Raw genomic sequence first — 24,541 nt, 5'->3', positions numbered from 1 at the left:
CGGTCAGTTCACCGACGCGATGACGGTTCCCTCGGCGGGGAAGGGCATGAACTTCTCGGAGAACTCCTGCCAGTTCTTCTCCGGGTCGAGGTCGGTGAAGAGTTCGGGCTGCTGCCACTTCGCGAAGGCCTGGTAGGCGACGAAGTTGTACGGCGCGTCGTAGAACTGGTGGTAGATGCCGTGAACGGCACCCTCTTTGAATGCGTTGAGGTGCTCGAAGCCGGGCTGCTGCTGCAGGGCCTTCAACGAGGCGACCGCCTTCTCCTTGGGGGTGTCGTAGCCGATGTCGACGAAGGTGGTCTTCGATTTCTCGTCGATCTTCTGCTTCGCCCAGGCACCGCCGGTGGCGATGACCAGTTTGGGCTGGTCGGCGATGATCTGCTCGGGGGTGACATCGCCTTCTTCACCGGTGAGGATCGCATCGGCCAGGTTGGTGCCGCCGACCTGGGTGAGCATGAGGCCGAAGTTGCTGCCCTTCCAGGTGGAGCAGCAGGGCTTCAGGCCGGGGGCCCGCCACATCAGGGTGGTCGGCTTGTTGGTGGCGCCTTCGGCTTTCTTGATGATCGGTTCGACGGCGCTCTTGTAGTAGGTGAGGAAGTCTTCGGCCTGCTGGTTGCGGTCGAGGATCTTCCCGAGGGCGCGCATCGTGACCTCGGTGTTCTTCGTCGGGTCGACGCGGAAGTCGGTGACGACGTACTTGAGTCCGGCCTTGTCGAACTGGTCGAGCAGGCCGGATTGTTTGGCGGCGCGCATCGAGTCCAGGGTCATCACGTAGACGTCGGGTTTGTGGGCCAGGAGGGCTTCGACGGAGAGGTCGCTGGAGCGGACGGCACCGATCTTGGGCACCTCGGCGGCCTTGGGCGTCGTCTTGAGGAGGCGCTGGTACATGTCGGGTGCGGCGCGTTCCATGTCGGCACCCCAGGCGACGACCTTGTCGATCGGGTTCTCCTTGTTGAGAACCATGCTGGCGTAGGCCTGGCGTTGTTCGCCGAAGATGACGCGTTGCGGTTGTTTGTCGAAGGTGACCGTGCGGCCGGCCGCGTCGGTGACGGTGACAGCGGTGCCTTTACCGGCGGCGGAACCGTTTCCGGTGGCATTGTCACAGGCGGTGAGGAGGAATGAGGTGGAGATGAGTCCCACCGCGAGGGCCGGTTTGAGCTTCACGGGAGTCCTGTCCTGTTGGAAAGTTCACAAAAGCAAGGAAAGCCTAACCTAAAGGGCGATTCGCCTGACCGGGACCTTCCGGAAGACGCCCAGGTCACCCGGCAAATCTGCCGAAAAGTCGACGAAAAAAGAGGAACGGCAAAGTAATTCGCTATCGCAGCGATTGGCGGATTCGACCGGGCAGACCGGTCATTCCCCACCGAGAACCCAGCCGCCTGTCAGTGGTCGATGCAAGGATGAACAGACCGCCACCCGGAAGGAAGGTCGTCGTGGACATCACCGACATCGGACCCGCACCCCAGGTCTTCGACCTGGAAAACGCCACCCTCGAGAACGACCACTACCGACAGGTCGCCTGGACGGGGAAATACCTCCAACTGACCCTCATGTCGATCCCCGTCGGTGAAGACATCGGCCTCGAAGTGCACCCCGAGACCGACCAGTTCCTCCGCCTCGACGGCGGCCGCGGCCGCGTCCAGATGGGCCCCGCCGAAGACCAGCTCGACTTCGAACGTGAGGTTGAAGACGGGCACGCCATCTTCGTCCCCGCCGGCATGTGGCACAACGTCACCAACATCGGCGACGAACCCATGCGGCTCTACGCCGTCTACGCACCCGTCCACCACGCGCAGGGCAAGATCCACGCCACCCAGGCCGACTCAGAAGCCGACGAAGACTCCGGCAACGACGAGCCCCCGGCATGGACCGTCCAGCCCGGCACCGGCAAACCCGACGGGCACGCCTGACCGGGAACACCCCCCCCGCGAGGCGTGTCGGTCGAGTCCCGCCCGGTCCGGCCGATACGCCTCGTCGTTCGACCCGCGATCCCCGATTTGCCCGACAAACGGGCCGCGCAGCACACGGTGTTCCTCCCGCTTACTCCGACCTGCGTTTTCGCCGCAGAAACCGATTCGTAGACTCACTGACCATGGCGAACTTCACCATCACCCGGTCCGTGCACATCGACGCCACCCCGGAGCGGGTGCAGCAGGTCGTGGAAGACCTGCGCCACTGGGAATCGTGGACCCCGTGGGAACAACTCGATCCCGAAGTGCAACACACCTACCCGGGTGCGACCAGCGGCGTCGGTGCCGTCTACACCTGGGCCGGTGACTCCTCCGCAGGTGAAGGGCGGATGGAGATCGTCGCCAGCGAACCCGGCCGAGTCGACCTGCTGTTCGCCATGACCCAGCCGAGCGGATCCACCCACGACCTGCGCCTGGACATCACGCCTGTCGACGGCGGAACCGACCTGACCTGGACCTTCATCGGCAAACCGAAGACCCTGCTCAGTAAATTCCTGTCAGCTGTGCTGCGCCTCGACCAGCAACTCGGCGACTACATCGAACAAGCGCTGGAACGCTTCAAAACCGAAGCCGAGAAAGCCTGAACCACCACGCCCCGGCCGGGGCGCACCCGTCGGCCTTCACCAGGGCTGACGCCCCCGCCCCGGCCGCCGGAGGCCCCTCGAAAGGCCTGCTATATCACTGAGCAAGGCGTTCGAAAGTGACCAGCAACCCTTCCACGCCGCCAGGCCCGATCCGGCCCTTCACATCGCCCGACGTGATCGCTTTGACCTGCCAACCCTCCCGAGCGTGATCATTCAACACCCGCTCCAGCTTCGCGCCGCTCAACTTGCCGCCGATCAAGCCCTCGCGCAGCTCGACCACCTTGTACTCGTACATCGTGTCCTCCTGGGGCGTCCGTAGGGCACGACTCTAGAGCTCCGGACCATTTTCACGTTCCCACCCGGAAAGGCCGACTCTCCCCGGTGATCGCTTCGACCCGGTCCGCGACGACCTTCACCTCACCGGTGTAGACGAACCGGTACTCCCCGGACGGCGTGCCTGCCGGGATATCCCAGCGCAGGGTGACCTTCGAGGCGGAGACACCGACCCGGGCCCAGCTGAACCGGGTGTCGGGGTCGTTGTCATCGGCGACGCGTTCCCACCCGGCAGAGGTTCGTCGTTCGACCCGCATCAGGCTGGTGCGTTGCCGGACGCTGTTGTTCGGGTGTGCGCCGACGAAGTCGACCTGCACGGTCGAACCGGGGGAGAGGTGCGAGGGGTGTCCTTCGAGGCCCGGGCCGGTCAGCTGCTCTCCGAAGGCATTCCCGGTGATGGGGGTGTCGTGGAGGACCTTCCCGGCGGTGCTTTCGACGGTGACCTGAGGCGCGGGCGGGGCTCCGGCCGTCACCGGCGTGCCTTTCCGCAGCGCACTGGCCAAGTGGGTGACCACTCCCTCGAAGACGGGCACCGTCCACCGGCCGAAAACTGTCGCGCCCCCTTCGTAATCCTGTCGGGTGTACTCCTCCGGGGTGGTGAAGTAGTGCCCGTACGCATTGGTGACAGCTTGCAGGAACACCCGGTCAGGAGTGACCTTGGCTGCGCGGGCCAGGGCGTGACGCAGGCGGACTCCCGCGGCAGCGGTCGGTTCGCCGGGCATGCCGAGCAGGACGATGTCGCCGATACGGAAGATCTGCACGGGCAGGACAGTCTGCACGCCGTCGATCAGCCCGGACCGGAAGAGGAACTTCTTCGGCGCTTGGCAGCGGGCCAAAGCGGGATCCAAGGCATAAGCGGTGTTCGTCTGCGACTCGAAGGGCCTGTTGCCGTCGGGGCCTTCGGTGAGGAAGGACGGGCCGCCGCTGCCGTCCTCGGTGCTGCCGGCGCCGAAGGACGCCCCGAGGATCGCCTCGCAGGTGTGTTCGTCGCGGCCGCTACGGGTGTGGGCCGACGACGCGTCCTGATGTTGCATGTCGAGATAGACGATGCGGGCGTCGATGCTGCCGGTCACGGCGCGTCTTTCCTTCTGAGCCGGGTCGTGCGCGGCCCGGAACTGGCGCTCGCCGATGATCTTCACGTTCTCGAAGGGGTCGTCGGTGGGGCCGTTGCCCGGCGTGAGCTTCAGGTTCGCCGTGGCGTCACCGCCGTTGCTCATCGCGAAGCCGGCGACCATCGCCGGGGAAGCGCCCTGGGCGACGGCTTCGTAGTCCACTCCGGCGGTGCGCCGCTCCCACAACCATTGGGCGTAACCCTTGTTGTCCGTGGAGATCAACGTGTTCTGCGCGGTGAGGCTGGTGGAGTGGACGGCGAACCAGTTGAGCGCGCCGACGGTCCGGCCGTCCCGGACGAAGGTGAGGGTGTCCGACCGGGGGTCGATTCCACCGGGGAGTTCTGCTTTCACCGCGGGCGGATTCAGTTCGTGAGCGAGTCGACTGCGGTTTGCTGAGGCGTCGGTGAGGGTGGCGGTGCTCTGGTGGATGCTGGTCGGGGCCAGGTCGGCTTCGGCCCGGGCGACCGCGGCGAGGATCCCGTCGGTGAGCGCGGTGAAGGTGTCCCGGTGGGTGCCCATGGTGGTGACGTTGTACAGGCTGTACTCGCCGGTGCCGCCGGGGGTGGCGTGGGTGTGGGTGCCGCCGATCATCACATTGGTCTCTCCGTACCGGTCGCCGTAGACGGCGGCGAGCCGGGCGAGGACTTCTCGGCGCATCTTGGATTCCCCGGTGAGGATGTCGCCGAGGATGTACAGCAGCCGTTTCCCACTGGCAGGGTCGGCGATGACGAAGGCCCGGGCGTGTTGGCGCATGTGGATCCCGGAGGTCAGCTGTTTGCCGTCGCCGTAACCGGCCATCCCGTTCTCTGCGGGTTCGCCGGTGATGTCGGCCAGTCCGCGGCCTACCAGGAAGGTGCTCCGGCTGGTGGTGGTCTCCGGGGCGGGTGTCGCACCGGCGGGTGCGGAGGCGGCGGACAGCGGGAACATGAGGGCCGCGGCGAGGGCTACGGCCACGGTTGCGCGCCGTCGGGAGAGTCTGCGGGCAGACGATGTTGTTCGATCGTATCCACCTCTGCCGCAATAATTTTCGTATTGATGGTCCGTGGGGCGGGCCTGAGACGCCATGGCGTGCTCCTCGTCGAGCCTGGCTGCCCCGACGCCCGGGTCGCACTCGAGAACCCCCGAGTCGGACGACCCGTCCTGGCGGGCTACGGGGTGCCGATGTCCGATGGTCGGTTCCGTCCCTGGGCCGGCCGCGTGAGTCGAAGAGTAACCGCCACCGGGCCGACCGGGAGGAGGCGCCGGTGACACGGCGTGTCAGTCTGGACGACATGTCGTTGAGCAGCATCGCCGTGTTCTGCGGTTCGTCGCCAGGAGCCGACCCCGCGTACGAACGTCTCGGATACGAAGTGGGTTCTTTCCTGGCCGGACGAGAGATCCAGGTGGTCTACGGCGCAGGCGGCAAGGGAGTGATGGGCGCGCTCGCACAAGGGGCGCTGGACGCCGGCGGCCAGGTGGTCGGCGTCATCCCCCGGTCGATGGTCGAATGGGAATGGGGACGCGACGACCTGACCGAATGCGAGATCGTCGAGGGCATGCACGAACGTAAGGCGTCGATGGCGCGGCGCGCGCAGGCCTTCCTGGCCCTCCCCGGCGGCCTGGGCACCTTGGAGGAGATCGTCGAGGTGTGGACATGGCAGCGGTTGGGCTACCACCACAAACCGGTGGCCTTCCTGGACGCGGACGGCTTCTGGCGGCCTTTTCTCTCCGCGATGAAACACATCGAAGGCCAGGGATTCCTCGCGCCGGCGGTCCTCGATGAAGTCATCGTGGAGGATTCCGTGCCCGGAGTGGTCGAGGCGCTCGCAGCGGCCTGCTCCTCACACCGGTGACCTCGCGTCCGCCCGTACTTTCGTCACTGGGGGCCTGTTCTGCTCACTGAATGCCGCATCAGTTACGGCATTCAGTGAGCAGAACAGGCCCCCAGTCGCGTAGCTTCCTCGACCACAGGCTTCCCGACCACCATCTCTCCGAGGGTCTGCCCCGAGCGCGGAGGCCCGCATCACCAGCGATCACGCTCGGACCGGCGGGGAATTCCGCTCTTCTGCCGTGTCGTGCTTGGAGCGATGTCGCCTTCCTGATAGGTCTGCCTCGCGACGGCTGTGGCGAGGACGCTCAGGAGGTGGACGCCGGTGGACGAAAGGATGCCGCGGCGTAGAAGAGCACCCGACCGGCCACATGTCGTCGAGGGGCTGCCCGAGGCGGCCTGGTCGGTCTTCGTCCTGACGGTCTTCGCAGCGGGATACGGCCCGGACAGTCCGGTCTTCGCGCAGTCACCGGTCGTCGGTTTCTGCTGTATCGCCACCGGGGCGCTGATCGTCTGGTGGGCTTTGCGCTGTTCGCTGTCCCGGGCGGTGCGGGTCCACGGCTATCCGGTGAAGGTGACGGTCTTCTGCGGGGCGGTGGCGGGTGCGCTCGCGGTGGCCGACGGGCCGTGGATGCGGATCGGTGTGGTCGTGGCGACGGTGCTCCACTGTTCGTGGGTCAACGAATGGTGGCTGCGTCGCCGCCCGATCTCATTGGGGATGAAGTGAGCTCAGCGGGCTCTCGGAGTGCTGTGGGCGCTGCTCGGAGGTGCGGGGTGGTCCGCATCTCCGAGCAGCGCGAGGGCCGGTTCTGTCGCCGGCGAGGATCAGCTCTGGTGCCGGGTCACGGTCGGGCAGAACCGGACGACCATCCCGGCGCGGCGGGTATCGGCTTGTCGGCGGACGGTGTGGCCGGGGCCGAGGTGCGCGGTGTCACCGGCGCGGATGATGTCGCGGGAGCGGCCGGTCGTGCCGACGCCGCCGGGGAGGCTGCCGCGGACGGTGCGGGGGCTGCGGGTTTCGGCGCGGGCACTGCCGGTGCGGGGGCAGCCGGGACGGCAGGTTTCGGCGCTGCCGGTGTGAGGGCAGGTGCGACGGCCGGGGGCGTGACGGGCTTGACTGCGCCGGGTTTCGGCGTGGTCGGAGCGGCGGCGCCGGCCCGGTGCGCTGCGGCTGCGGTGGCCGGGACGACGGTGGTGGGCACCTTCTCGGCTTCCCGGGTGGCCAGTACGTCGGTGGGGTTGTCGTAGAACTGGACCTTGACGGCATTCGTCAGCGGTGCGGTGCCGCTGGTGGCGCGGGGCCTCGACCAGGTTCCGTTGAGATTGCAGCCCTGCCGGGTGCCTTCGTAGGAGATGACGTTGAAGCCGTAGCTGGCGCGGGCGGTCTTGCCCGGCGGCACCTTGTACGGGCCGATGGTCTGGCCGACGTTCCAGGACATCGAGTGTTCGAGGGTGGGGGTGATCGTGGCTTTGATCACGGAGAACAGGTCGAATCCGAAGCTTCCGGAGACCGAGGCGCGGAAGGTCTTGGTCTTGGACAGGCTCTGGGTGAGCGGCAGTGGTTCGGTGGTGTTGTTGGTGGTCTCGATGGCCCCGGAGGGTTTGAAGTAGGCGTGGACCTTGGTGATGGTGATGCGGGTGTCCTGCCAGGCGTTGCAGACGGGCCGGGGGTTCAGGATGTTGCGCTTCTGGGGCTTGCGCCGGTTCTCCTGGACGAAGGGCAGGGCGACCTCTTTCACGCCGAGGATCCCGTGGGGATTGCTCATGCTGGAGGCGGTGGAGGTCGGGTGCGATGCGGGGGCACTGGCCGGTGAGGCGGCGTGTGCGGTGGTGAAGGGGATGAAGGTGATGGTGGCAGCGAGCGCTGCGGCACCCGAGACCATGCGCAACAGACGGCGAGTCAAGGCGATCACTCCTGTATGGAGAGCTGAAGGGGTCTCATCTGCGAGATCCCCGGCAACATTCCGTGACCCACGCATCACCTGACCATATTTTTTACATATTCTTTTGATAAATGTTATCAATCGTTGACCTTTTGGTCCGATTATGCTCCATTTACCCGGACCAGGCCGTCCTGATCGAACGGGACGGAAAGGGGAAAACCTGTTCACGGCATGACGAGAGCCGGTCGGCGACGTCGTCACGTCGCCAACCGGCTCTCGTCGGCTGAGGCCTCAGCAGTGTCACCCTCGGCGGTGCGGTCGACCTACGGCCGATCGGTCGCGCACCGGGTTCGGGCGGGTCGGCAGTGGGTCAGCCCTGAGGCTTGGCTGCCGGGACGACGGTGGTGGGCACCTTCTCCGCCGAGCGCGTCGCCATCACATCGGCCGGGTTGTCGTAGAACTGCACGTGGACATTGCTGGCCACGGGAGCGGTGCCCCTGGTGTAGGTCGGCTTGGCCCATGTCCCGTCGAGATTGCAGCCCTGCCGGGTGCCTTCGAAGGAGATGGTGTTGAAGCCGTAGCTGGCGCGGGCGGTCTTGCCCGGGGGGACCTGGTACGGGCCGATGGTCTGCCCGACATTCCAGGCCATGCTGAACGACAGCCCGGGGCTGATGGTGGCCTTGACCGCGGAGAACACGTCGAAGCCGAAGCTTCCCGAGATCGACGCATTGAAGGTCTTGGTCTTGGTCAGGTTCTGGGTGAGCGGCAGCGGACCGGTGGTGTTGTTGGTGGTCTCGATGGCGCCCGAGGGCTTGAAGTGGGCGTGGACCTTGGTGATGGTGATGCGGGTGTCCTGCCAGGCATTGCAGACCGGCGAGGGGTTGAGAATGTTGTGGCGCACCGGGTGGCGTCGGTTTTCCTGGACCACAGGAAGTTTGACGTTCTTCACCCCGAGTATCCCCCCGGGGTTGGTGGTGCTGGACGGTGCTTCCGACGAGGCCGGAGCCACGGCGGACGGCGCAGCCGGTGAGGCGGCATGTGCGGCGCTGAGCGGGACGAAGGTGACTGCAGCAGCGAGAACGGCAGCCCCCGAGGCCACGCGCAACAAACGGCGAGTCAAGGCGATCACTCCTGTCAGGAGGGGTATGTGAGCTCTTCTGTGAGCCCGTTGGCAATACTCTGGGAATTCCGTCGGAATGACCATATTTTTTACATATTCTTGTAATAAATGTTACAAAATTTTGACCCCTCCATCTTGTTATGCTCCTTTTATCCGAAGTAGGGGCTTTTGCTGATATGTGCCTGCTCAGATGGCCGGATCTCGGCGGTCTTCGTGACGCGACCGGATGGGGTGCCCCGCCAGACTGTGCCCGCGGGATGCGCCGTCGGGGCGTCGATCCCGGGTCTGGATCTGCTGCGGCGGCAGCCCGGTCGGGATGCCCTGGCGTGACGACCACGGCATGACCGCGGCCCCGGTCGGCAAGGTCGACGCGCGGGGTGTCTGCTCGGAATATGTCGACCACGGCGCCGGGAAATATCGGATGAAAAGGTGAAAAAAGAAGATCCTCTCGGGTGGGGGATTCTCGGGCAGGCCCGGAAATGGCGCAGAAGACCGCCCGACCTGACAAGGACCGGGAGCGCGGCACCTGTGGGCCGGGGCGCCGGCAGGACAGAGGCGATGGCGTGGCTCTCCAGAGCTGGGCTCCGCATGAGAAAAAGAGCCCGAACCGTACGGATACGAAAACCCCACCCCCGCCCGAAGAATCCGTGACATGCGAAAAATCCGAGAGGATCGACGAGCTGAATAGGGCACTTTGTCGGATGAAGGAAGGGGATATTTCCTCCGCTGAGGAAAAGCTGATAATTCGTGCGTCCCCGACCGGCGACAGCCCCTCGATATGACTCGAGAAACCCGCCGACCCGGCTGCGAGACGGAACTCGAAGACTCCTCGTCCGGTCAAGGCAAGCCTCCGGGATCTGTTGCCAGCCATAAAATTTCGCGCTGACCTCGAAAGGCGTGCCCGAAGGGTGCCTCGAACCAGCCGGCCGCTCTCATCTCCCCGACGTCGTCACGAACAGATAGGCCACACCTTCGTCAAGCCGCTCCGACACGGTGTGATATTACGGTCCTGCGGAAAAGCGCAGACATGTCTGCCGACCGCAACACATGAATGTCGGCCGGCCAGGAGGGCATCCGACAGACCACGGGGAGTCATCAACCATGTGGGCTCGAAAGAAACACGCCAACAGGCGCGCCACGTCGGCATTCCTGTTGACCGTCGTCGGAGCACTCGTCGTCGCCAGCTCCGGGTGCAGCAGCGACACACCGACCGCGACGAGCTCAGGCACTCCTACACCGTCCCCCGTGGTCTCCGCGCCGATCGTCTCCCCGGCCCCGGCACCCACCCCCGTGGACGAGATGCACTCCCGCGAACGCGCCGAAAACAGCCCGCGCCGTATCGCCAAACCGGCCCGGCACGCCCCACGCCCCGCACAGTCCTCCTTCGGCTCAGGCCGCTGCACCTCCTATGTCGTCTCCGCGAACGGACGCTCCCTGAACTGGCACGAGATCCGCAACACCACGGTCGGAAACGCCTTCTCCCTCGGCCGAGCCCCCTTCAGCCCCGTCCGCGCCGCCTACACCGGCGGCGGCGGAGACATCAGCAACCGCATCTCGGAATTCGTCGCCACCGACGCCCAAGGCCGACTCCACCTGCTGCGCTCCACCGTCACCGGCCCCGGCAACGGCAGATCCACCGCAGCCGAGGTCACCCCGGTCCTGATCGGACACGGATTCTCCGGAATCACCGCCCTCGGCGGACGCACCTGGATGCCGACCAACGGACGAGGCGAGATCTACGCCGTCGACGCCGCCGGACGACTCCAGAGATACCTCCTCCACGGAAAACCCGAAGCCCCCCGACTCTCCGCACCGACCACCCTCGCCACCGGGCTCGTCGGCGTCACCGCGCTGAAGGTCGACCCCCTCCACCTGAACGGCGTCGCCGCCGCCGACCCCGACGCCACCCGCGTCCTCCTCGTCCACGGAGGCGCCCTCAAACAAGTGATCGTCCGCTCGGACGGACTCCCCTATGCACCCATCACCCTGACCGCAGCGCGACCCGCCCTCAACCAGGCCACCGCCCTGAGCCGGATGACCTGCCTGGGCAACGACGGACGCGTGAGCAACAACGGCGGACTCATCGTGCACCGCTCCGGCGGAGCCGCCGCAGTCCTCGGCGGCACCTACGGCGTCGGCGTCGCCGTCCCCTCCGGCCTGAGACCGGTCGGCACCACCACGAAGGGCGTGCCCGGCCTCCTCATGGGCTGACCCGCGTCGGCCCGCCGACCACGCCGCCCCGCCGCCCGGACAACGAGAACGCGAAGACCACCCCGCAGGCCAACGCCAAAGCCGACACCACCCAGATCCCCACGGACAAGGAGACCACCGCGGTCGACACCGCGACGGCACCCGGCCCACCCACCGCGCCCAACTCGCTGAGAAAACGACAGACCCCCAGGAACTGCGGGCGCCCACGGTCCGGCGACGCATCCGCCGAGATCGTCATCACGATGCCCGACCCCAGACCGTTGCCCACCGCGACCAGAGCAGCCGCCGCCACCAACGTCGAGAAACCGTCCGCGAGAGGCAACAAAGCGAAAGCGACCGTCATCACCGCGGCCATCGGCACCGCCGCCGCCCTCCGCCCGTAACGGTCCATCAACCACCCGCCCGGATAGAAGAGCAAAGTGTCCACACCCCAGGACAAAGCCACGATCAAGGAGATCTCGGCGTCCTGCAGACCCAGATGGTGACCCCACAACGGCACCACCGACTGGCGGGCACTCCGCACCGCGGCGAGCAGAAGGATGCCCACCCCCGACGTGGCGTAGAACCAGCGGTGGTCACGCACCACCTCGACGATCCGCACCCGACCCGACGGACCCTCGCCCGATCCCGCCACCTCTCCCGGCTCGGCACCCGGCCCCGCCGACGAGGACACCGACCGGGCGCCGACCGGCAGCGGAGGCAACAACCAGGACAAACCGGCCGTCACCGCCATCGAACCCGCCGCCAACGCGAACACCGCAGGACGACCGGCCACCCCGAGCAATCCGGCACCGCTCAACGGCCCCACGAACATCCCGACCCGCATCACCCCGCTCAAGGTCGACAGGGCACGCGCCCGATGAGACGCCGGGACGGCCTCCGTCAGATAGGTCTGACGGGCCAACCCGAAGACGACCATCCCCGCCCCGAGCAGCAGAACCAGGACCATCAGGGCCCACAACTGGGAACATCCGGCCATCAACGCCAACAGCACCGCGCTGAACAGCGCCGACGAGGTCATCGCCACCCGCTCGCCCACCCGCGCGGTGAACACCGACGCCGGGAGGGACGCCCCCAACGACCCGACCGTCTCCAAGGTCAACACCATGGCCGCCTGCGCCGGCGAAGCACCCAGGGCCAACGCCGACAGCGGGAGCACCGGAGCAACAGCACCGAGCCCGATCCCGCTGAGCGCCACCGGCGCATACACCGCGAGCGCGAGATGTCGCCGTGATGGGCCACTCACCCTGGAAGAATAGGCCAGCGACGGACCGCCGGGCCGCAGCGGAAGGACGCGAGTCGTACGGGCCGGGGCCTGGGCTGGTCTGCGCCGATGCCAACGAGAGGACGAAGGACACGATGATCGGCGAACAGCCCGTCGAGAGCCTGATCAGTCAGGACGAGGCCTGGCCGCTGGTACAGCAGTGGGCGGCGGCACGAGACGCGAGGATTCTGCCCGGCGATGCGGAGGGTCGCACGCAGACCCTGCACGCCCTGCAGGTCACCACGCATTCGGTGCTGGGCTCGCTGGCCTACCGGTGCGGGGGCATCGTCGTCGACGAGGGTTGGCTGCGGCTCCTGGGCGGAGGACAGCCGGCCGGTGCGGAGCCCGGTCTGCCCAGCCTGGCGGAGATGAACGGTCTGGGGGAGAGCAGCCAGGAGGCTGTCGCACCAGGGCTGCTGGTGGTCGCCTATGACGTGCTGGGCGGGCTCTTCGGGGTTAACGCCGGGGCCCTGCCCGCCGCTCAGGGCGAGGTCGCCTACTTCGGCCCGGACACGCTGGAATGGGTGCCCTTGGAGGCCGGGCACGCCACCTTCGTCGAATGGGCGTTGACCACCGGACTGGACGATTTCGCCGCGCACATGCGGTGGCGCGGTTGGCAGGACGAAGTACGCCGGCTCACTCTCGACCAGGGGATCACCGCGTATCCGCCGCCGTGGAGCCACGAGGGGCGAGACCTGGGCGCGGCCCGGCGGGCACCGGCCCCGATCGTCTCGATCTGGTCCTCCCAGGCCACTGCGGCGAAAGGCCTGGCCGACTGAGTCCCCGGTCGTCTCCGATCAGATCGGAGGACCCGCTGTGCCCGGGTCGCGGCGGAGATTGGACGATCTCGTCGCAGCCCGGGCACAGCGCAGGATCAGCGTTTTTTCCTCGGGATCACCCGGCGTCCACGACCACCGGCAGCACCCGGGTGTACTGGACGCGACCGGCCCACATCAGCTTCACCGTCATCCACCAGTTCCCGCTGCGGGAGTGCGCATCGGTGTCGACGTCGAAGCGCACGGTCGTCGTGGCGCCGGGGTCGACGGTGAAGGGCTGAGCGGCCGGCCCGACCAGGCCCCAGGTTCCCCACGGGCTCACCGGGACGGCCTCGCCGTGCACGGCGGACCGCAGATCGTTGCGGAGCACGACCTCCACCGAGCGTGAATCGCCCGGGCGGAGCACGACCTCTTCGGTCATGCTCACCACGGTGAGCCCGGTGGGACGTCCGGTCGTCCGGGGCAGACCTTCGATCTGGATCTGATGGTCGATCTCCGGGCCGGGCGGGGCCGGCAGCAGCTCGCCCACGTCTCCGACGGCGACGGTCAGGATCTCCTCCAGGACGTCCTCGCCGAACCGGGCCCGGACCTCGACGAGGTGGAGGCCTGCGGGGGCGTCCGCCGGAACGTCCAGTTCCAACGGCCGGACCAGGTGCCCGCCCGGGGGCAGGTCGACGGCGCCCTCGCCGGAGAGACACGACCATCCCTCGGGGAGCCCGACCTCGACGGTTGAGGCGACGGAGGCGTCGACCAGTTGGCTGGCCAGACGGAGTTCGGTGGTGACCCGGCCGCCGTCCTCGGCTCGCAGGACGGTCGGGGTGCAGGTCAGGCTGACCGGCAGGAATCCCATCGGGGCGGCGCCGCGGTTGTGCAGCCAGTACCGCGCGTACACCGGTTGGACCGGTTCACCCGCCGGTCCCAGCAGGTCGTCGCAGATCGGGGCGCTCTGGGCGGGGATTCCCATGATCGTCCGGATCTGGGAGCCTTCCATCGGCAGGCGGACGACCCGGCCGTCCTCCGCGAGACCGGGGTCCGGGCAGTCGGGGATCGGGTCCTCGTGCAGGTCGACCTCGAGGGTCTGCGACCAGGGGCGGTCCAGACGTACCGTGGCCTCCACGGGTTCGCCGGACAAGGCCGACAAACGGACGGTGATGCCCTCCTCGGCGCCGGAAGGTCGGGCCGCTCCGCAGGCCAGGGCGTTACCGCGGGGTTTCACCGCCTGGACGTGCACTGCGCCCTCGGGTGCCACGGACAGGAAGGCGTGCCGTGCAGGGATCGACCCGTCGTGCGCCGACTCCACCCGGGTGAGGAAGGGCGTCGACCATTCCTGTCCGCGGTGGGCGATGTGTCCGGTCCGCCAGTCGCCGGCCCCGGCGAACAGGCAGTAGTCGAATTCGTGCGTCCAATGCTGCAACTGGAAGGAGGATCCGTCGGGCAGCCGACGCACCGGCGGGTCCAGCCATACTCCGGCGGGCCACCCCGAGCAGGAACGCATCAACGACAGGTGCAGTCCCCCCTCGGGGGAGACCGCGAATCCGGGGATGCCGTACGAGGCGATCGCCATCGTCTGGTCGTCGAGCAGCTTCGTCGACCCCGCGGACAGACAGGGCACCCCGATCGAGGCGTCGGCGGCGAAACCGGCCACCAGTTCGGCGGTCTCCACGCGCAGGGCCTCGGCGAGATCACCGTCCGCGTCCAGGATCACCACCGGCAGGGCCCGCGGGCCACGCAGATCCGCCCGGGGCTTCCACGAGTCCTCGACCGATTCCTCTGCCGGGACGAATACCCGGCCGTGGCCGTGCTCGGCGACCTGGCGGGCCAGTTCGCCGGCCTCGGGGAGCCCCTCCAGGATCCGGGCGGCCAGCGAGTTGCGCCCGGGCCCGCCCAGGACGATCCGCACATCGGGCAGATTCGAGTCGGCGTGGGACCAGCCGTAACGGTTCCCGTCGGCGACCGTCGTCGTCGCGGTCACCCCGACCCTGGCCAGGGCGACCACCAGGTCGCGGGCCACCGGGGCGGCCTGTTCCAGGTCGGGGGTCACGACCTCGGCGATGGCGATCGACAGGTCACCGACCGGGGAACCCTCCAGGTCGTGCAGGGCGACCTTGGCCGTCGAACCCAGACCGAAAACGGTGTGCGCCGGATGGTCCAGCGTCCACGGCGATTCGGCACTGTCCACCTCGGGGAAGGCGAACGGGCGTCCGACCACGGCGCCGGCGATATCGCTGAAGGCGCGACCGCCGGGGATGTCACCGGCGAACTTGACCCGGAGCAGTTGGTCACGGCCCTCGAAACGGACGACGCGGGTGCTGAAGTCGACCCGGTCCAGCCCACGCCAGCAGGTGGTGGTCTGTTCGTAGTCGACCGTCCCGACCCGACCGGTCGCGATCAACCGCTCACCGGCGGGGGAACTCTCGACCCGGACCACGGCCGGTCGCTCCGCGCTGGACGTCACATTCCCCGTGGGCAGCAGATGCCAGGGTCCCTCTCCGAAATGGGGGTGGGCGTCGTATTCGCGGTAGAGCCGCAGCTCCGCGCCCAACCCGCCGTCCTGCAACATGCGTCGCCCGGTGCGCCGGTCGACGATGCTGGTCAGCGCGCCACCTTGCTGTGGGTCGGCGACGATCTCGAAGATCTCCGAGGAGATCGTCGGCAGCGTCGGCGTCGAGGCGTCGGCGTCCTGCCCGGACGTCCGGTCCTCAGCGACGGCCCAGCGGGGCAGCGGCGCCTGGACCTGGTCGATCCGCCAGGTGCGATGCCCGATACCGGGGACATCCCGGGCGACGAAGGCGACGACGGTCTGTCCGGTGCTCTCCTCCCGGGATTCCACGACGAAGGGCACCTCCGCACCTTCCTCGTCGAGGATGCGCAGGCCGGTGTCCTCCGGGAGGGTCAGGGTGACCCGGGCGAGGTCGGTCCGGGTGTGGGCGAGGGTGTTCACCACGACCAGGGCCTGGCCCTCACCGCTGGTGTCCACGGCGCCGAGCAGCACCTGCAGGGCCTGGTCACGGACGTCGGAGGCCAGGTCGTGGGCTTCCCGCCATCCGTGGACCAGGTCGAGGTACACCTGGTCGGATTCGCTGCCGGTGATCGCGTCGTGGTGCGACCCGTAGGCGAGCTGCCGCCATACCTTGTCCATCGCCGCGTGCGGATAGGAGCCCAGCCCGTGTGATTCGGCGAAGGTGGCCAGTTTCTCCGCGTCGGTCGCGGCGACCTCGGTGGCCCGCTGCGCCTGCTTGGTGTCGATATAGGAGACGTCCTTGCCGGTGTAGATCGGGTTCATGTCCCGGGTCTGCGGGGTCGGTGCGATCTCGCGGCTGTCCAGTTCCTCCTGGACGGCGGCGAAGAAGTCGCGGGGCAGTCCGCAGACGAACTTCGGTGAGACGTAACGGCTGTTCCAGTCCCGGTGGATCTCGGTGACCCACTTGTTGGGTGGGGTGTAGTCGGTGCCGACCGGCAGCATGGTGTGTTTCGTGGAGGCCACCGAGGCCAGGTCCACGAAGATCTTGTAGCACTCGTCCTCGGCCTCTTGCAGGGTCGCCGAGGAGTCCATCCACCAGCCGGCGGAGTAGTGGGCCGGCATGTAATGGGTGGTGACGCCGCGACCGCTGGGGGAGATCCATTCGAATTCGGCGGGGAACTGCATATTGCGGATGTCGCCGTCCTCGGTCTTCCACCCGGTCGACCCCGGCCCCCACTGGTGGTGCGGGCCGCGCGCCCAGGCGGTGCTGGTCAGGCCGGAATCGGCGGCCAGTCCGGGGAACTGCGGGTCGTGGCCGAAGACGTCCAACTGCCAGGCGGTGTTCGGGGTGGCGCCCATGATGTCGCGCTGGTAGCCGCGGCCGTAGACGAAGTTACGGATCGTGGTCTCCGAGGAGATCAGGTTGGTGCTCGGTTCGTTGTACGTCCCGCCCATGATCTCCAGGCGGCCTTCGGCGAGCAGCCGGCGGACGGTCTCCCGTTCGGCCGGGTGGGTGTCCCAGAAGGGTTTGAGGTAGTCGACCTCGGCGAGGACGAAGCAGTAGTCGGGGTCTTCGCAGGCCTTGGCGAGGTGGTTCAGGACGAGTTCGATGCCGTTGTGCTCCCAGATCCGCCGGGTCGTCCCGTCGTCGCCGAGGAGTTCACCGGTGTCGGTGTAGGCCGACTGGGTGTTCCACCACACCGGGTCGTAGTGGAAGTGATTGACCAGGGTCATCGTCCATCCCGGTTCGGCGATCTCCAGGTCGATCTCCTGGACCGAGCGATCGGGGTCGTAGGCCTCCGGGGCGTCCTCGGCGGTCAGGGTGACGGTGACCGGGACGCGCATGCCGACCTCGTACCGGCTGTCGACCTCCACCGGGATGTCGATCCGTGGGCCGTCACCGGCGGCGATCTCGACGGCGCCGGAGACTCCTTCCCCGCGGACCTGCAGGCGGGCCGCGGCGGGGGCCGGGGCGTCGAGTTCGGCCTGGACGACCTGTGCCGCCCCGTCAGGGGTGCTGACGAAGCACCAGGTGGAACGCGCAGAGGCCAGAGCAACAGCAGTCATTGGAATCATCCCTTTACAGCGCCCTCCGAGACGCCCTTGAAGAAGAAACGGTGCAGAGCAGCGAAGAAGAGGACGATCGGGATCAACGCGATCATCGTTCCGGCGGCGATGAGCCGGGGGTTGTTCACGAAGCTGCCCTTGAGGTGGGCCAGCCCGACGGTCAGGGTCATCATGGACGGTTCCTGGAGCACCAGCAGCGGCCACAGGAAGTCGTCCCAGGCGCCGATGAAGCTGAAGATGGCGATGATCGAGATCGTCCCGGTCACATTGGGGATGCCGATGTAGATCAGACGTTGCCAGACGCTCGCGCCGTCGACGACGGCGGCCTGGTCCAGTTCGATGGGGATCTGGTCGAAGGCGTTGTACATGAGCAGGACGTTGACCGCGCCGATCAGACCGGGCAGGGCCACGCCGTGGAGCGTATTGCTCAGTCCCATGTTGTTGATCAGTTGGAACTGGCTCATGATCGTCGCTTCGCCGGGCAGGATCAGCGTCGACAGGAAGAGCCAGAGGACGATCTTGCGTCCGCGGAACTCCAGTCGGGAGAGGGCGTATCCGGCGAGGGTGCAGCCGACGACATTCCCGACGACGACCATGACGGCGATGACCAGGGAGTTGCCGATATAGGACCAGACGGGGATGACCTTGGCGACTTCGACGTAGTTCTCGAAGGTCGGCTGTTCGGGGATGAGACTGGGCCGGGCCGAGTTGACGTTCTCGTACTTGCTCTTCAGTGAAGTCGACAGCTGGTAGATCATCGGCCCCAACGAGACGACGGCGAGAAAGGCCAGCAGGGTGTAACGCCAGAGGTATTCGCGTGCTTTGATCCGGCCGTTCATCACTTCTCCCGCATCCGGGCCAGGAGGAGCAGCGGCCCCAGGCAGATGAAGAAGAGCAGGACCGACAGGGCGCAGGCGTAGCCGAGGTGGCCTTGAACTCCGGCGCCGTTCTGTTGGATCAGCATGACCACGCTGGACGCTCGCCCGCCGGGGCCACCGAGGCCGCCGGAGAGGATGTGTGGTTCGGTGAAAACCCGTAGGGCCGACACGGTGATCATGACCGACACGAGCAACATCGTGGGGCGCACTCCGGGCAGGGTCACCGTGAAGAATCGGCGGATCGACCCTGCCCCGTCGACGGCGGCCGCCTCGTAGAGGGTCCGGTCGATGGCGCCGAGGTTGGCCAGGTAGATCACCATGTACCAGCCCAGGCCCTTCCACACGGTGAGGCTGATCGCCGAGAAGATGAGCAGCCAACGGTCCTGCAGGAAGGGCAGCGGGCTGGAGATGAGATCAGCCGCCTTCAGGAGTCCGTTGATCACGCCCCGGTCGTCGAGCAGCCACTGCCAGATCAGGGCGACCACCACGGCGGAGGCCACGACCGGGAAGTAGAAGACCGTGCGGAAGAAGCCGATGCCCGGCAGGTTCTTCTGGACGAGCATCGCGAGCAACAGCGGCAGGATCGTCAACAGGGGAAGACAGACCAGCATGTAGATGACGCTGTTGAGGATCGCGTTGAGCAGTTGGTCGTCGTTCAGCATCCGTTCGTAATTGGCCAGCCCGGTGAACTGGCCGCCACCGAGCAATTTCACATTCGTGAAGGAGAGCACGACGGTGTTGATCGCGGGGAAGATACTGAAGACCAGCAGGAGGATCAGCGCAGGTATGACCATCAGCCAGGGGGCGTACCAGCGGTGGAAACGCATCCGTGCGTCCTTCCCTCGTTGTGGCGCGTCGGTGCCTAACTCAGTAGTTGAGAAGTGAGTTCGCTTTCTGGACAGCGTTGTCGACGGCTTGTTGGGCGGTGATCCGTCCGGTCATCGCGTCGGCGATCTGCTGGCCCAGGTACTTCTCCATCGGGTTGCTCCACAGCGGCGGTGCCGGGATCTTCGCTTTCGCCAGCGATTTCCACGCGATGACGGTGGCATCCTGGTGGGCGCTTCCGTCGGAGCGGGAGAAGGTCTCGTCGCTGCTCTTCCCCTTCGAACCGGGGAAGTAACCCTTGGCCGCGGTCTTCGTGGTGAAGTTGATCTGGTTCTCGTCGTTGGTGACGAACTTCGCGAAGGCCAGGGCGGCCTTGGCGTTCTTGGACTTGGCGTTCACCGACAGGGCCTGGGCGTACAGCTGGGGGTCCCCGACGGCGGGGGCGGGCACCATCTTCGGCGCGAGGAGCGGGTCGGTCTGGGCGGTGTTCTCGATGAAGCTGCCACCGGCGGTGGTCCAGGCGACCTGTTCTTTCTTGAACATGTCGGAGTTGCCGAGGTATTCGTTGGTCAGGATGCCCTTGGGCATGTAGCCGGCCTGGTAGGCCTTGGCATATTTGTCGATGATCGCGGCGGCTTCCGGGGTGTTGAAGACGAACTTCTTCTGCTGGTCGTCCATGATCGACACGCCTGCGCTGGCGATATCGGCGATATTGGGTTTGCGGCTCATCAGGAGGACTTCGCCGCCGGTCTTCTCGTGGACCTGCGCGGCCTGTGTGATCAGTTCGTCGAGGGTGGTGGGCGCCTGGCTCTTCGGGTCGATCCCGGCCTTGGCCATCAGTTCGTTGTTGAAGAAGCTGACGTCGGTGCCCAGGTACCAGGGCAGTCCGAAGGTGCCCTCGGGGGTGCGGTACGTATAGGCGTCCAGGCCTGACTTCTGGTAGGTCTGCTCGAGGTCCGGGATGGATCTCTTCACGTCGATCAGGGCGCCGGCCTTGGCCGCGCTGTAGGCGATGTCCGGGGGGAGGTTGACGACGTCGGGGAGATTGTTCGAGGTGATCTGGCTGGTGATCTTGTCGGCGTAGCCTTCGCCGGGCTGGTCGATCCAGTTGATCTTGACCTTGGGGTTCTTGGTCTCGAAGTCCTTGATGAGGGCGTCGAAGTAGTCCTTGAACTTGGACTTCAGCGACCAGCTCTGGAAGGAGACCTCTCCGCTCAGCTCTCCGGAGGTGTCGATGCTCTTGGTCGATTGGCTCTGGTTTTCCGCACTGAGCCCACAGCTTGCGGTGAGTCCGACGACGGCGGCCGTCAGGGACAGGGCGATGAAACGCTTGCTCATCCTTGTCTTCTCTCCTATGAGAAGGGATACATCTTTTGTGGGAGGTTCTCCAGGCGCCTTCGACCCGGCATGAAAACCGGTTCAGTTTTTTGACTATGGACCTAGCGGTTATCGCTGTCAAGCGGTTCGACTCTATGTCACGATTTCTTTCATGGGGAGGGTCACGATCAACGATGTCGCTCGCAGGGCAGGGGTCTCCAAGAGCTCCGCGTCATTCGCGCTGAACGGGCGACCGGGAGTTTCCGAGAAGACCAGGGCGAGGGTGCTCGCCGCCGCGGCGGAGCTGCACTGGCAGCCGCACAGCGCGGCCCGGGCGCTCTCGCACGCCCGGGCCGACATGGTGGGCCTGGTGTTCTCCCGCCCGGCCCGGACCTTGGGTGCCGAGCCTTTCTTCGGTCAGTTCGTCTCCGGGCTGCAGGACGGTCTCCGCGAGGGGTCGATGGGTTTGCAGCTGGCCGTGGTCGACGGTCATGACGCCGAGATCGAGGTCTACCGGCGGTGGTGGCAGGCCCAGCGGGTGGACGGTGTCGTCCTGGTCGACGTGCACGACGGTGACGGTCGGATGTCGGCGGTGCGTGAGCTGGGTCTGCCCTCGGTCGTCGTCGGTGCCGATCCCGGTGAGTGCCCTGGCATGGCGGTGATCAGCGCGGACGACGAAGGCACGATGGCTCGGATCATGGACTACCTGGCGGCGATCGGCCACCGCCGGATCGCGTTGGTCGCCGGGGAGCGGGCGCTGAGGCACACCCGTCGCCGGATGTCCGCGGTCGAGCAGGCCGGGGTCAGGCTCGGGCTGGAGCGGGTGGAGTCGGTGCCCACCGACTATTCCGACGTGCAGGGGGCTGATGCGACCAGGGAGCTGCTGAGCCGACACGGTGATCGGCCGACCGCGATCGTCTACGACAGCGATCTGCTGGCCGTGGCCGGTCTGGGGGTGGCCCATGAGATGGGGGTGTCGGTGCCCTCGGAGCTCTCCTTGGTCTCCTTCGAGGACTCGGTGCTGGCCAGGTCGATCCACCCGGCGATGACCGCCATGCATCGTGATGTCTTCGCCTTGGGGCAGCTCGCCGCGCGGACCCTGTGCGAGGGGCTCGCCGGGTCGGGGGAGCCGCCGACGGTGATGGCGGAGCGTCCTCAGCTGGTCGTGCGGGAGAGCACTTCGTCCCCAAATATTCTACAACTTTCTGAACCGGTTTTGCAGTGAAATGTCGGATATCAACCATTGACGGCTTCCTGGTGGAGGCCGTCCACACCGCGGCCACGGAGGGCCGCAGAACCGAGGACCGATGACCGTCCCGCAGGAAGCCGCCCCCGCACCCAACACCCGCACCCTGCGGGTAGGTGCCAACTACGTGCCCAGCCAAGCCTGGTTCTACAGCTGGCTCGACCTCGACCTCGACGAGACCCGCAGAGACCTGGACGACCTCGCCGGACTCGGACTGGACCACATCCGCCTCTTCCCCATCTGGCCGTGGATCCAACCCAACCGGACACACCTGCGCCCCCAAGCGATCACCGATGTCACTGCAGTGCTCGACGCAGCCCACGAACGCGGACTGAAGGTCTGCCTCGACCTGATCCAAGGGCACCTGTCCAGCTTCGACTTCCTCCCCTCATGGATCTCCACCTGGCACCGGTGCAGCCTGTTCACCGACCCGCAGGCCCGCGCCGGACTGACCGCCTACGCCGAAACGATGTGCGCCGCGCTGGGCGACCACCCGGCCCTCTTCGCCGTCACCACGGGCAACGAGGTCAACAACCTCTGGCCGACCAATGAGACCACCGCCCGCGACTCCCTCGCCTGGGCCCAGGAACTGACCGAGGTCATCCGCTCCGCCGCACCCCGAGCCGCCGCCCTGCATTCAGTCTTCTCCGACGCCTGGACCGTCTCCGGACACCCCTTCACCCCCGCAGAAGCCGTCGACGTCGGCGACTGGACCACCGTGCACTCCTGGATCTTCAACGGACCCAGCGCCCTCGCCCCCTACGACGACGAAAGCTGCTTGAGCTGGGCGGACTATCTGATGCAACTCGCCCTGGCCGCGTCCCCCGACCCCACCCGTCCGGTCTGGCTGCAGGAAGTCGGCGCCCCCGGCCCGGACGTGCCGGCCGACCGGGCCGCCCTCTTCGCCGACGAGGTCCTCCGCAGGGTCGTCGACGAACCCCGCCTCTTCGGAGTGACCTGGTGGAGCTCCCACGACATCTCCCGCAGCCTGGCCGACTTCCCCGAACGGGAGTACGACCTGGGCCTGTTCACCACCGACCACCGGCGCAAACCGGTCGCGGAGGTCCTGGCCGGTTTCGCCGGACAGGAACTGCCGGTGACACCGCGCACCCACCGGATCAGCAGCGACGTGGACGTCAGAGCCGCAGTCACCGGCAGAACCGACCGGCGTGACGAACTGGCGGCCGGATCCCCCTTCCACCGGCAGTGGGTCCGGGAACGGGCCGCCGGACCGGTCGGGATCGACCTGCCCTGATCCCACCAGGGAACCACTCCGCTCTCCGCCCGGGAGCCGGGCGACGACCCGCGCCGACCACCCCGGGCGGAGGACGGCCGGTGCTGCCCGCGGAATCCCGGTGCCGACGCAGAACACCTGCTCAACCTGTCCGGCAGGCCGCCGAAGAGGACGACAGATCCTGGGTCTGCCGAATCTGACCACGCCTATCAGCTTGGGATGCTAGCTATCGGAGTGGAATTGCGTCATCGTTGCAGTGAAGGGGCAGCGAGTGACAGTAACGCCCAGGTCCCATGTCGAGAACTCCTCGAAAGGTCGTCTGCGTGACCTCTCCGGAACACCGAGTCCACGATTCTTCCGACTCCCACCCGCACAGCCCGGGCCGTCGGCTGCGCGCAACCCTCTCCTACGCCCTCGCACTCGCCTGCGGGGCCACCATCGCCTTCGCACCCCCGGCCCAGGCCGCTCCCGATGACCGAGGCAACGGCCGGAATGGCACCGCCGAGGTCGGCCGCAAGGTCACCGAGATCAACGCCGCCCTCGACGCCGCCGACAAACGGCTCGACGAACTGAACACCAAGGCCGGCATCGCCGCCGAACGTGCCAACGCCGCGCGCGTCGAACTGCAGAAAATCACCGCCGAGGCGCAGAAGGCCCAGCAGGCCGAGGAGAGCGCCCGCGCCGAAGCCCAACGGGCCCACCAGGACGTCAACGGGCTCGCCGCCCGACTGTGGATGTCCGGCGGATCCCTCGACGGTCTCGAAGTACTCCTCGACGACAAAGGCAGCACCAAGGTCGCCGACCGAGCCGCCGGGCTGGACCTCCTGACCTCCTACCGCGGTTCAGTGCTCGACGACGCGAAGAAAGCCTCCGCGACGGCGGCCGAAGCCCATCGAAAAGCCGCCGCCGCCAAGGTGAAACAGGAAGCCGCAGCCGCCCGGGCCACCGAATCGGCCACCGCGGCGGAGAACGAACTGAAAGCCGCCAAAGCGGCCCGGGCCGAGATCGTCGCCCGACAGAGCGCACTCCTCGCCGAACTGGCCGCCGCGCAGAACAGCACCGTCGAAGCCGAGACCCAACGCCGTCTCGTCCAGCAACAGAACGCCAGCCGAGCCGCGATCGAACAGGCCATCCGGCAGGCCAGCGGAGCGAACGGGCCGATCCCCGTAGCCCACCGCGGCGCAGCCGCCGCGCTGAGCTACGCCTCCCGACAACTCGGCAAGACCTACGTCTGGGGAGGCGAAGGACCCCACGGGTACGACTGCTCCGGACTGACCAAGATGGCCTGGGCCCAAGCCGGGGTGCGACTGACCCACCAGACGAACTACCAGTGGGCCGAGACAGCGCGGGTGCCGCTGAACCGGGCCCAACCCGGCGACCTGATCTTCTACGGGAAGATCGGCGGCGACATTCACCACGTCGGTCTCTACCTCGGCGGCGGACGGATGATCCA

At 67.1% G+C, this 24,541-nt stretch carries 20 protein-coding genes; 10 read left to right on the top strand and 10 right to left on the bottom strand.

The window, feature by feature from the left end:
- Nucleotides 1-3: 3 nt before the first annotated feature.
- On the bottom strand, nucleotides 4-1,164 hold the full coding sequence (locus tag AUCHE_RS02715) for an ABC transporter substrate-binding protein (RefSeq protein WP_006501732.1): 1,161 nt from the start codon (nucleotides 1,162-1,164) through the stop codon (nucleotides 4-6).
- Between the two features lie 269 nt (nucleotides 1,165-1,433).
- Here AUCHE_RS02715 and AUCHE_RS02710 point away from each other — a divergent pair, with 269 nt between their 5' ends.
- Both AUCHE_RS02710 and AUCHE_RS02705 read left to right on the top strand, forming a co-directional pair.
- Nucleotides 1,434-1,910 (top strand): cupin domain-containing protein, encoded by a 477-nt coding sequence (locus tag AUCHE_RS02710; protein ID WP_006501731.1) that lies wholly within the window; start codon nucleotides 1,434-1,436, stop codon nucleotides 1,908-1,910.
- A 182-nt stretch (nucleotides 1,911-2,092) separates the two neighbouring features.
- Nucleotides 2,093-2,554 carry an SRPBCC family protein gene (locus AUCHE_RS02705; protein ID WP_006501730.1) on the top strand — a complete coding sequence of 154 codons (462 nt, stop codon included), beginning with the start codon at nucleotides 2,093-2,095 and terminating at the stop codon, nucleotides 2,552-2,554.
- A gap of 94 nt (nucleotides 2,555-2,648) precedes the next feature.
- Here the strand turns inward: AUCHE_RS02705 and AUCHE_RS02700 are convergent, their stop codons facing one another.
- On the bottom strand, nucleotides 2,649-2,849 hold the full coding sequence (locus AUCHE_RS02700; protein ID WP_006501729.1) for a DUF4177 domain-containing protein: 201 nt from the start codon (nucleotides 2,847-2,849) through the stop codon (nucleotides 2,649-2,651).
- Between the two features lie 52 nt (nucleotides 2,850-2,901).
- Entirely contained in the window at nucleotides 2,902-4,953 is a 2,052-nt protein-coding gene (locus AUCHE_RS02695) for a neutral/alkaline non-lysosomal ceramidase N-terminal domain-containing protein (protein WP_006501728.1), read from the bottom strand.
- Between the two features lie 290 nt (nucleotides 4,954-5,243).
- Here AUCHE_RS02695 and AUCHE_RS02690 point away from each other — a divergent pair, with 290 nt between their 5' ends.
- Nucleotides 5,244-5,831 (top strand): LOG family protein, encoded by a 588-nt coding sequence (locus AUCHE_RS02690; protein WP_006501727.1) that lies wholly within the window; start codon nucleotides 5,244-5,246, stop codon nucleotides 5,829-5,831.
- 300 nt (nucleotides 5,832-6,131) lie between these two features.
- Entirely contained in the window at nucleotides 6,132-6,533 is a 402-nt protein-coding gene (locus AUCHE_RS02685; RefSeq protein WP_006501726.1) for a hypothetical protein, read from the top strand.
- Between the two features lie 115 nt (nucleotides 6,534-6,648).
- Here the strand turns inward: AUCHE_RS02685 and AUCHE_RS17135 are convergent, their stop codons facing one another.
- Together AUCHE_RS17135 and AUCHE_RS02675 are read right to left on the bottom strand one after the other, a co-directional pair.
- Nucleotides 6,649-7,710 (bottom strand): hypothetical protein, encoded by a 1,062-nt coding sequence (locus AUCHE_RS17135; RefSeq protein WP_006501725.1) that lies wholly within the window; start codon nucleotides 7,708-7,710, stop codon nucleotides 6,649-6,651.
- 349 nt (nucleotides 7,711-8,059) lie between these two features.
- Entirely contained in the window at nucleotides 8,060-8,809 is a 750-nt protein-coding gene (locus AUCHE_RS02675; protein ID WP_006501724.1) for a hypothetical protein, read from the bottom strand.
- Between the two features lie 226 nt (nucleotides 8,810-9,035).
- Here AUCHE_RS02675 and AUCHE_RS16885 point away from each other — a divergent pair, with 226 nt between their 5' ends.
- Together AUCHE_RS16885 and AUCHE_RS02670 are read left to right on the top strand one after the other, a co-directional pair.
- Nucleotides 9,036-9,242, top strand: coding sequence for a hypothetical protein (locus AUCHE_RS16885; protein WP_143115130.1), 207 nt, complete (start codon nucleotides 9,036-9,038; stop codon nucleotides 9,240-9,242).
- A gap of 668 nt (nucleotides 9,243-9,910) precedes the next feature.
- Nucleotides 9,911-11,020, top strand: coding sequence for an RAD23 family protein (locus AUCHE_RS02670; RefSeq protein ID WP_006501722.1), 1,110 nt, complete (start codon nucleotides 9,911-9,913; stop codon nucleotides 11,018-11,020).
- Here the strand turns inward: AUCHE_RS02670 and AUCHE_RS02665 are convergent.
- Complete coding sequence (locus AUCHE_RS02665; RefSeq protein WP_162137214.1) at nucleotides 11,010-12,266, bottom strand: MFS transporter; 1,257 nt, start codon at nucleotides 12,264-12,266, stop codon at nucleotides 11,010-11,012. The two genes, AUCHE_RS02670 and AUCHE_RS02665, sit on opposite strands and share 11 nt — an antisense overlap.
- Before the next feature lie 113 nt (nucleotides 12,267-12,379).
- Between AUCHE_RS02665 and AUCHE_RS02660 the strand changes: the two genes are divergently transcribed.
- Nucleotides 12,380-13,063: a DUF2625 family protein gene (locus AUCHE_RS02660; RefSeq protein WP_006501720.1), complete on the top strand. Its 684-nt coding sequence runs from the start codon at nucleotides 12,380-12,382 to the stop codon at nucleotides 13,061-13,063.
- A gap of 115 nt (nucleotides 13,064-13,178) precedes the next feature.
- Here the strand turns inward: AUCHE_RS02660 and AUCHE_RS02655 are convergent, their stop codons facing one another.
- From AUCHE_RS02655 to AUCHE_RS02640, 4 genes are read right to left on the bottom strand one after another with little or no spacing between them, the layout of a single operon-like run.
- Entirely contained in the window at nucleotides 13,179-17,588 is a 4,410-nt protein-coding gene (locus AUCHE_RS02655; protein WP_006501719.1) for a glycoside hydrolase family 38 N-terminal domain-containing protein, read from the bottom strand.
- A 5-nt stretch (nucleotides 17,589-17,593) separates the two neighbouring features.
- Nucleotides 17,594-18,427 carry a carbohydrate ABC transporter permease gene (locus AUCHE_RS02650; RefSeq protein ID WP_006501718.1) on the bottom strand — a complete coding sequence of 278 codons (834 nt, stop codon included), beginning with the start codon at nucleotides 18,425-18,427 and terminating at the stop codon, nucleotides 17,594-17,596.
- Nucleotides 18,427-19,293 (bottom strand): carbohydrate ABC transporter permease, encoded by an 867-nt coding sequence (locus tag AUCHE_RS02645; RefSeq protein WP_006501717.1) that lies wholly within the window; start codon nucleotides 19,291-19,293, stop codon nucleotides 18,427-18,429. Before AUCHE_RS02645 ends, AUCHE_RS02650 begins: the two co-directional genes overlap by 1 nt.
- Nucleotides 19,294-19,333: 40 nt before the next feature.
- Entirely contained in the window at nucleotides 19,334-20,629 is a 1,296-nt protein-coding gene (locus tag AUCHE_RS02640; protein ID WP_006501716.1) for an extracellular solute-binding protein, read from the bottom strand.
- Nucleotides 20,630-20,780: 151 nt separating this feature from the next.
- On the opposite strand from AUCHE_RS02640, the gene AUCHE_RS02635 reads away from it, so the two are divergent.
- From AUCHE_RS02635 to AUCHE_RS02625, 3 genes are all read left to right on the top strand, one after another.
- Entirely contained in the window at nucleotides 20,781-21,833 is a 1,053-nt protein-coding gene (locus tag AUCHE_RS02635) for a LacI family DNA-binding transcriptional regulator (RefSeq protein WP_006501715.1), read from the top strand.
- 82 nt (nucleotides 21,834-21,915) lie between these two features.
- Nucleotides 21,916-23,109: a glycoside hydrolase 5 family protein gene (locus AUCHE_RS02630; RefSeq protein ID WP_006501714.1), complete on the top strand. Its 1,194-nt coding sequence runs from the start codon at nucleotides 21,916-21,918 to the stop codon at nucleotides 23,107-23,109.
- Between the two features lie 302 nt (nucleotides 23,110-23,411).
- A partial coding sequence (locus AUCHE_RS02625; protein ID WP_006501713.1) for a C40 family peptidase occupies nucleotides 23,412-24,541 on the top strand: 1,130 nt, incomplete at its 3' end.

The organism is Austwickia chelonae NBRC 105200 (assembly GCF_000298175.1).
In the GTDB taxonomy this organism is placed as follows: Bacteria; Actinomycetota; Actinomycetes; order Actinomycetales; family Dermatophilaceae; genus Austwickia; species Austwickia chelonae.
The sequence above is the reverse complement of the archived record's forward strand: the minus strand, read 5'-3'. Positions and strand labels throughout refer to the sequence as shown.

Coding starts and splice junctions, on each gene's coding strand:
- AUCHE_RS16885 (WP_143115130.1), top strand. CDS start 9,036: ATGGGGTGCCCCGCCAGACTGTGCCCGCGGGATGCGCCGTCGGGGCGT.
- AUCHE_RS02650 (WP_006501718.1), bottom strand. CDS start 18,427: ATGAACGGCCGGATCAAAGCACGCGAATACCTCTGGCGTTACACCCTG.
- AUCHE_RS02635 (WP_006501715.1), top strand. CDS start 20,781: ATGGGGAGGGTCACGATCAACGATGTCGCTCGCAGGGCAGGGGTCTCC.
- AUCHE_RS02655 (WP_006501719.1), bottom strand. CDS start 17,588: ATGACTGCTGTTGCTCTGGCCTCTGCGCGTTCCACCTGGTGCTTCGTC.
- AUCHE_RS02705 (WP_006501730.1), top strand. CDS start 2,093: ATGGCGAACTTCACCATCACCCGGTCCGTGCACATCGACGCCACCCCG.
- AUCHE_RS02660 (WP_006501720.1), top strand. CDS start 12,380: ATGATCGGCGAACAGCCCGTCGAGAGCCTGATCAGTCAGGACGAGGCC.
- AUCHE_RS02645 (WP_006501717.1), bottom strand. CDS start 19,293: ATGCGTTTCCACCGCTGGTACGCCCCCTGGCTGATGGTCATACCTGCG.
- AUCHE_RS02670 (WP_006501722.1), top strand. CDS start 9,911: ATGTGGGCTCGAAAGAAACACGCCAACAGGCGCGCCACGTCGGCATTC.
- AUCHE_RS02640 (WP_006501716.1), bottom strand. CDS start 20,629: ATGAGCAAGCGTTTCATCGCCCTGTCCCTGACGGCCGCCGTCGTCGGA.
- AUCHE_RS02700 (WP_006501729.1), bottom strand. CDS start 2,849: ATGTACGAGTACAAGGTGGTCGAGCTGCGCGAGGGCTTGATCGGCGGC.
- AUCHE_RS02630 (WP_006501714.1), top strand. CDS start 21,916: ATGACCGTCCCGCAGGAAGCCGCCCCCGCACCCAACACCCGCACCCTG.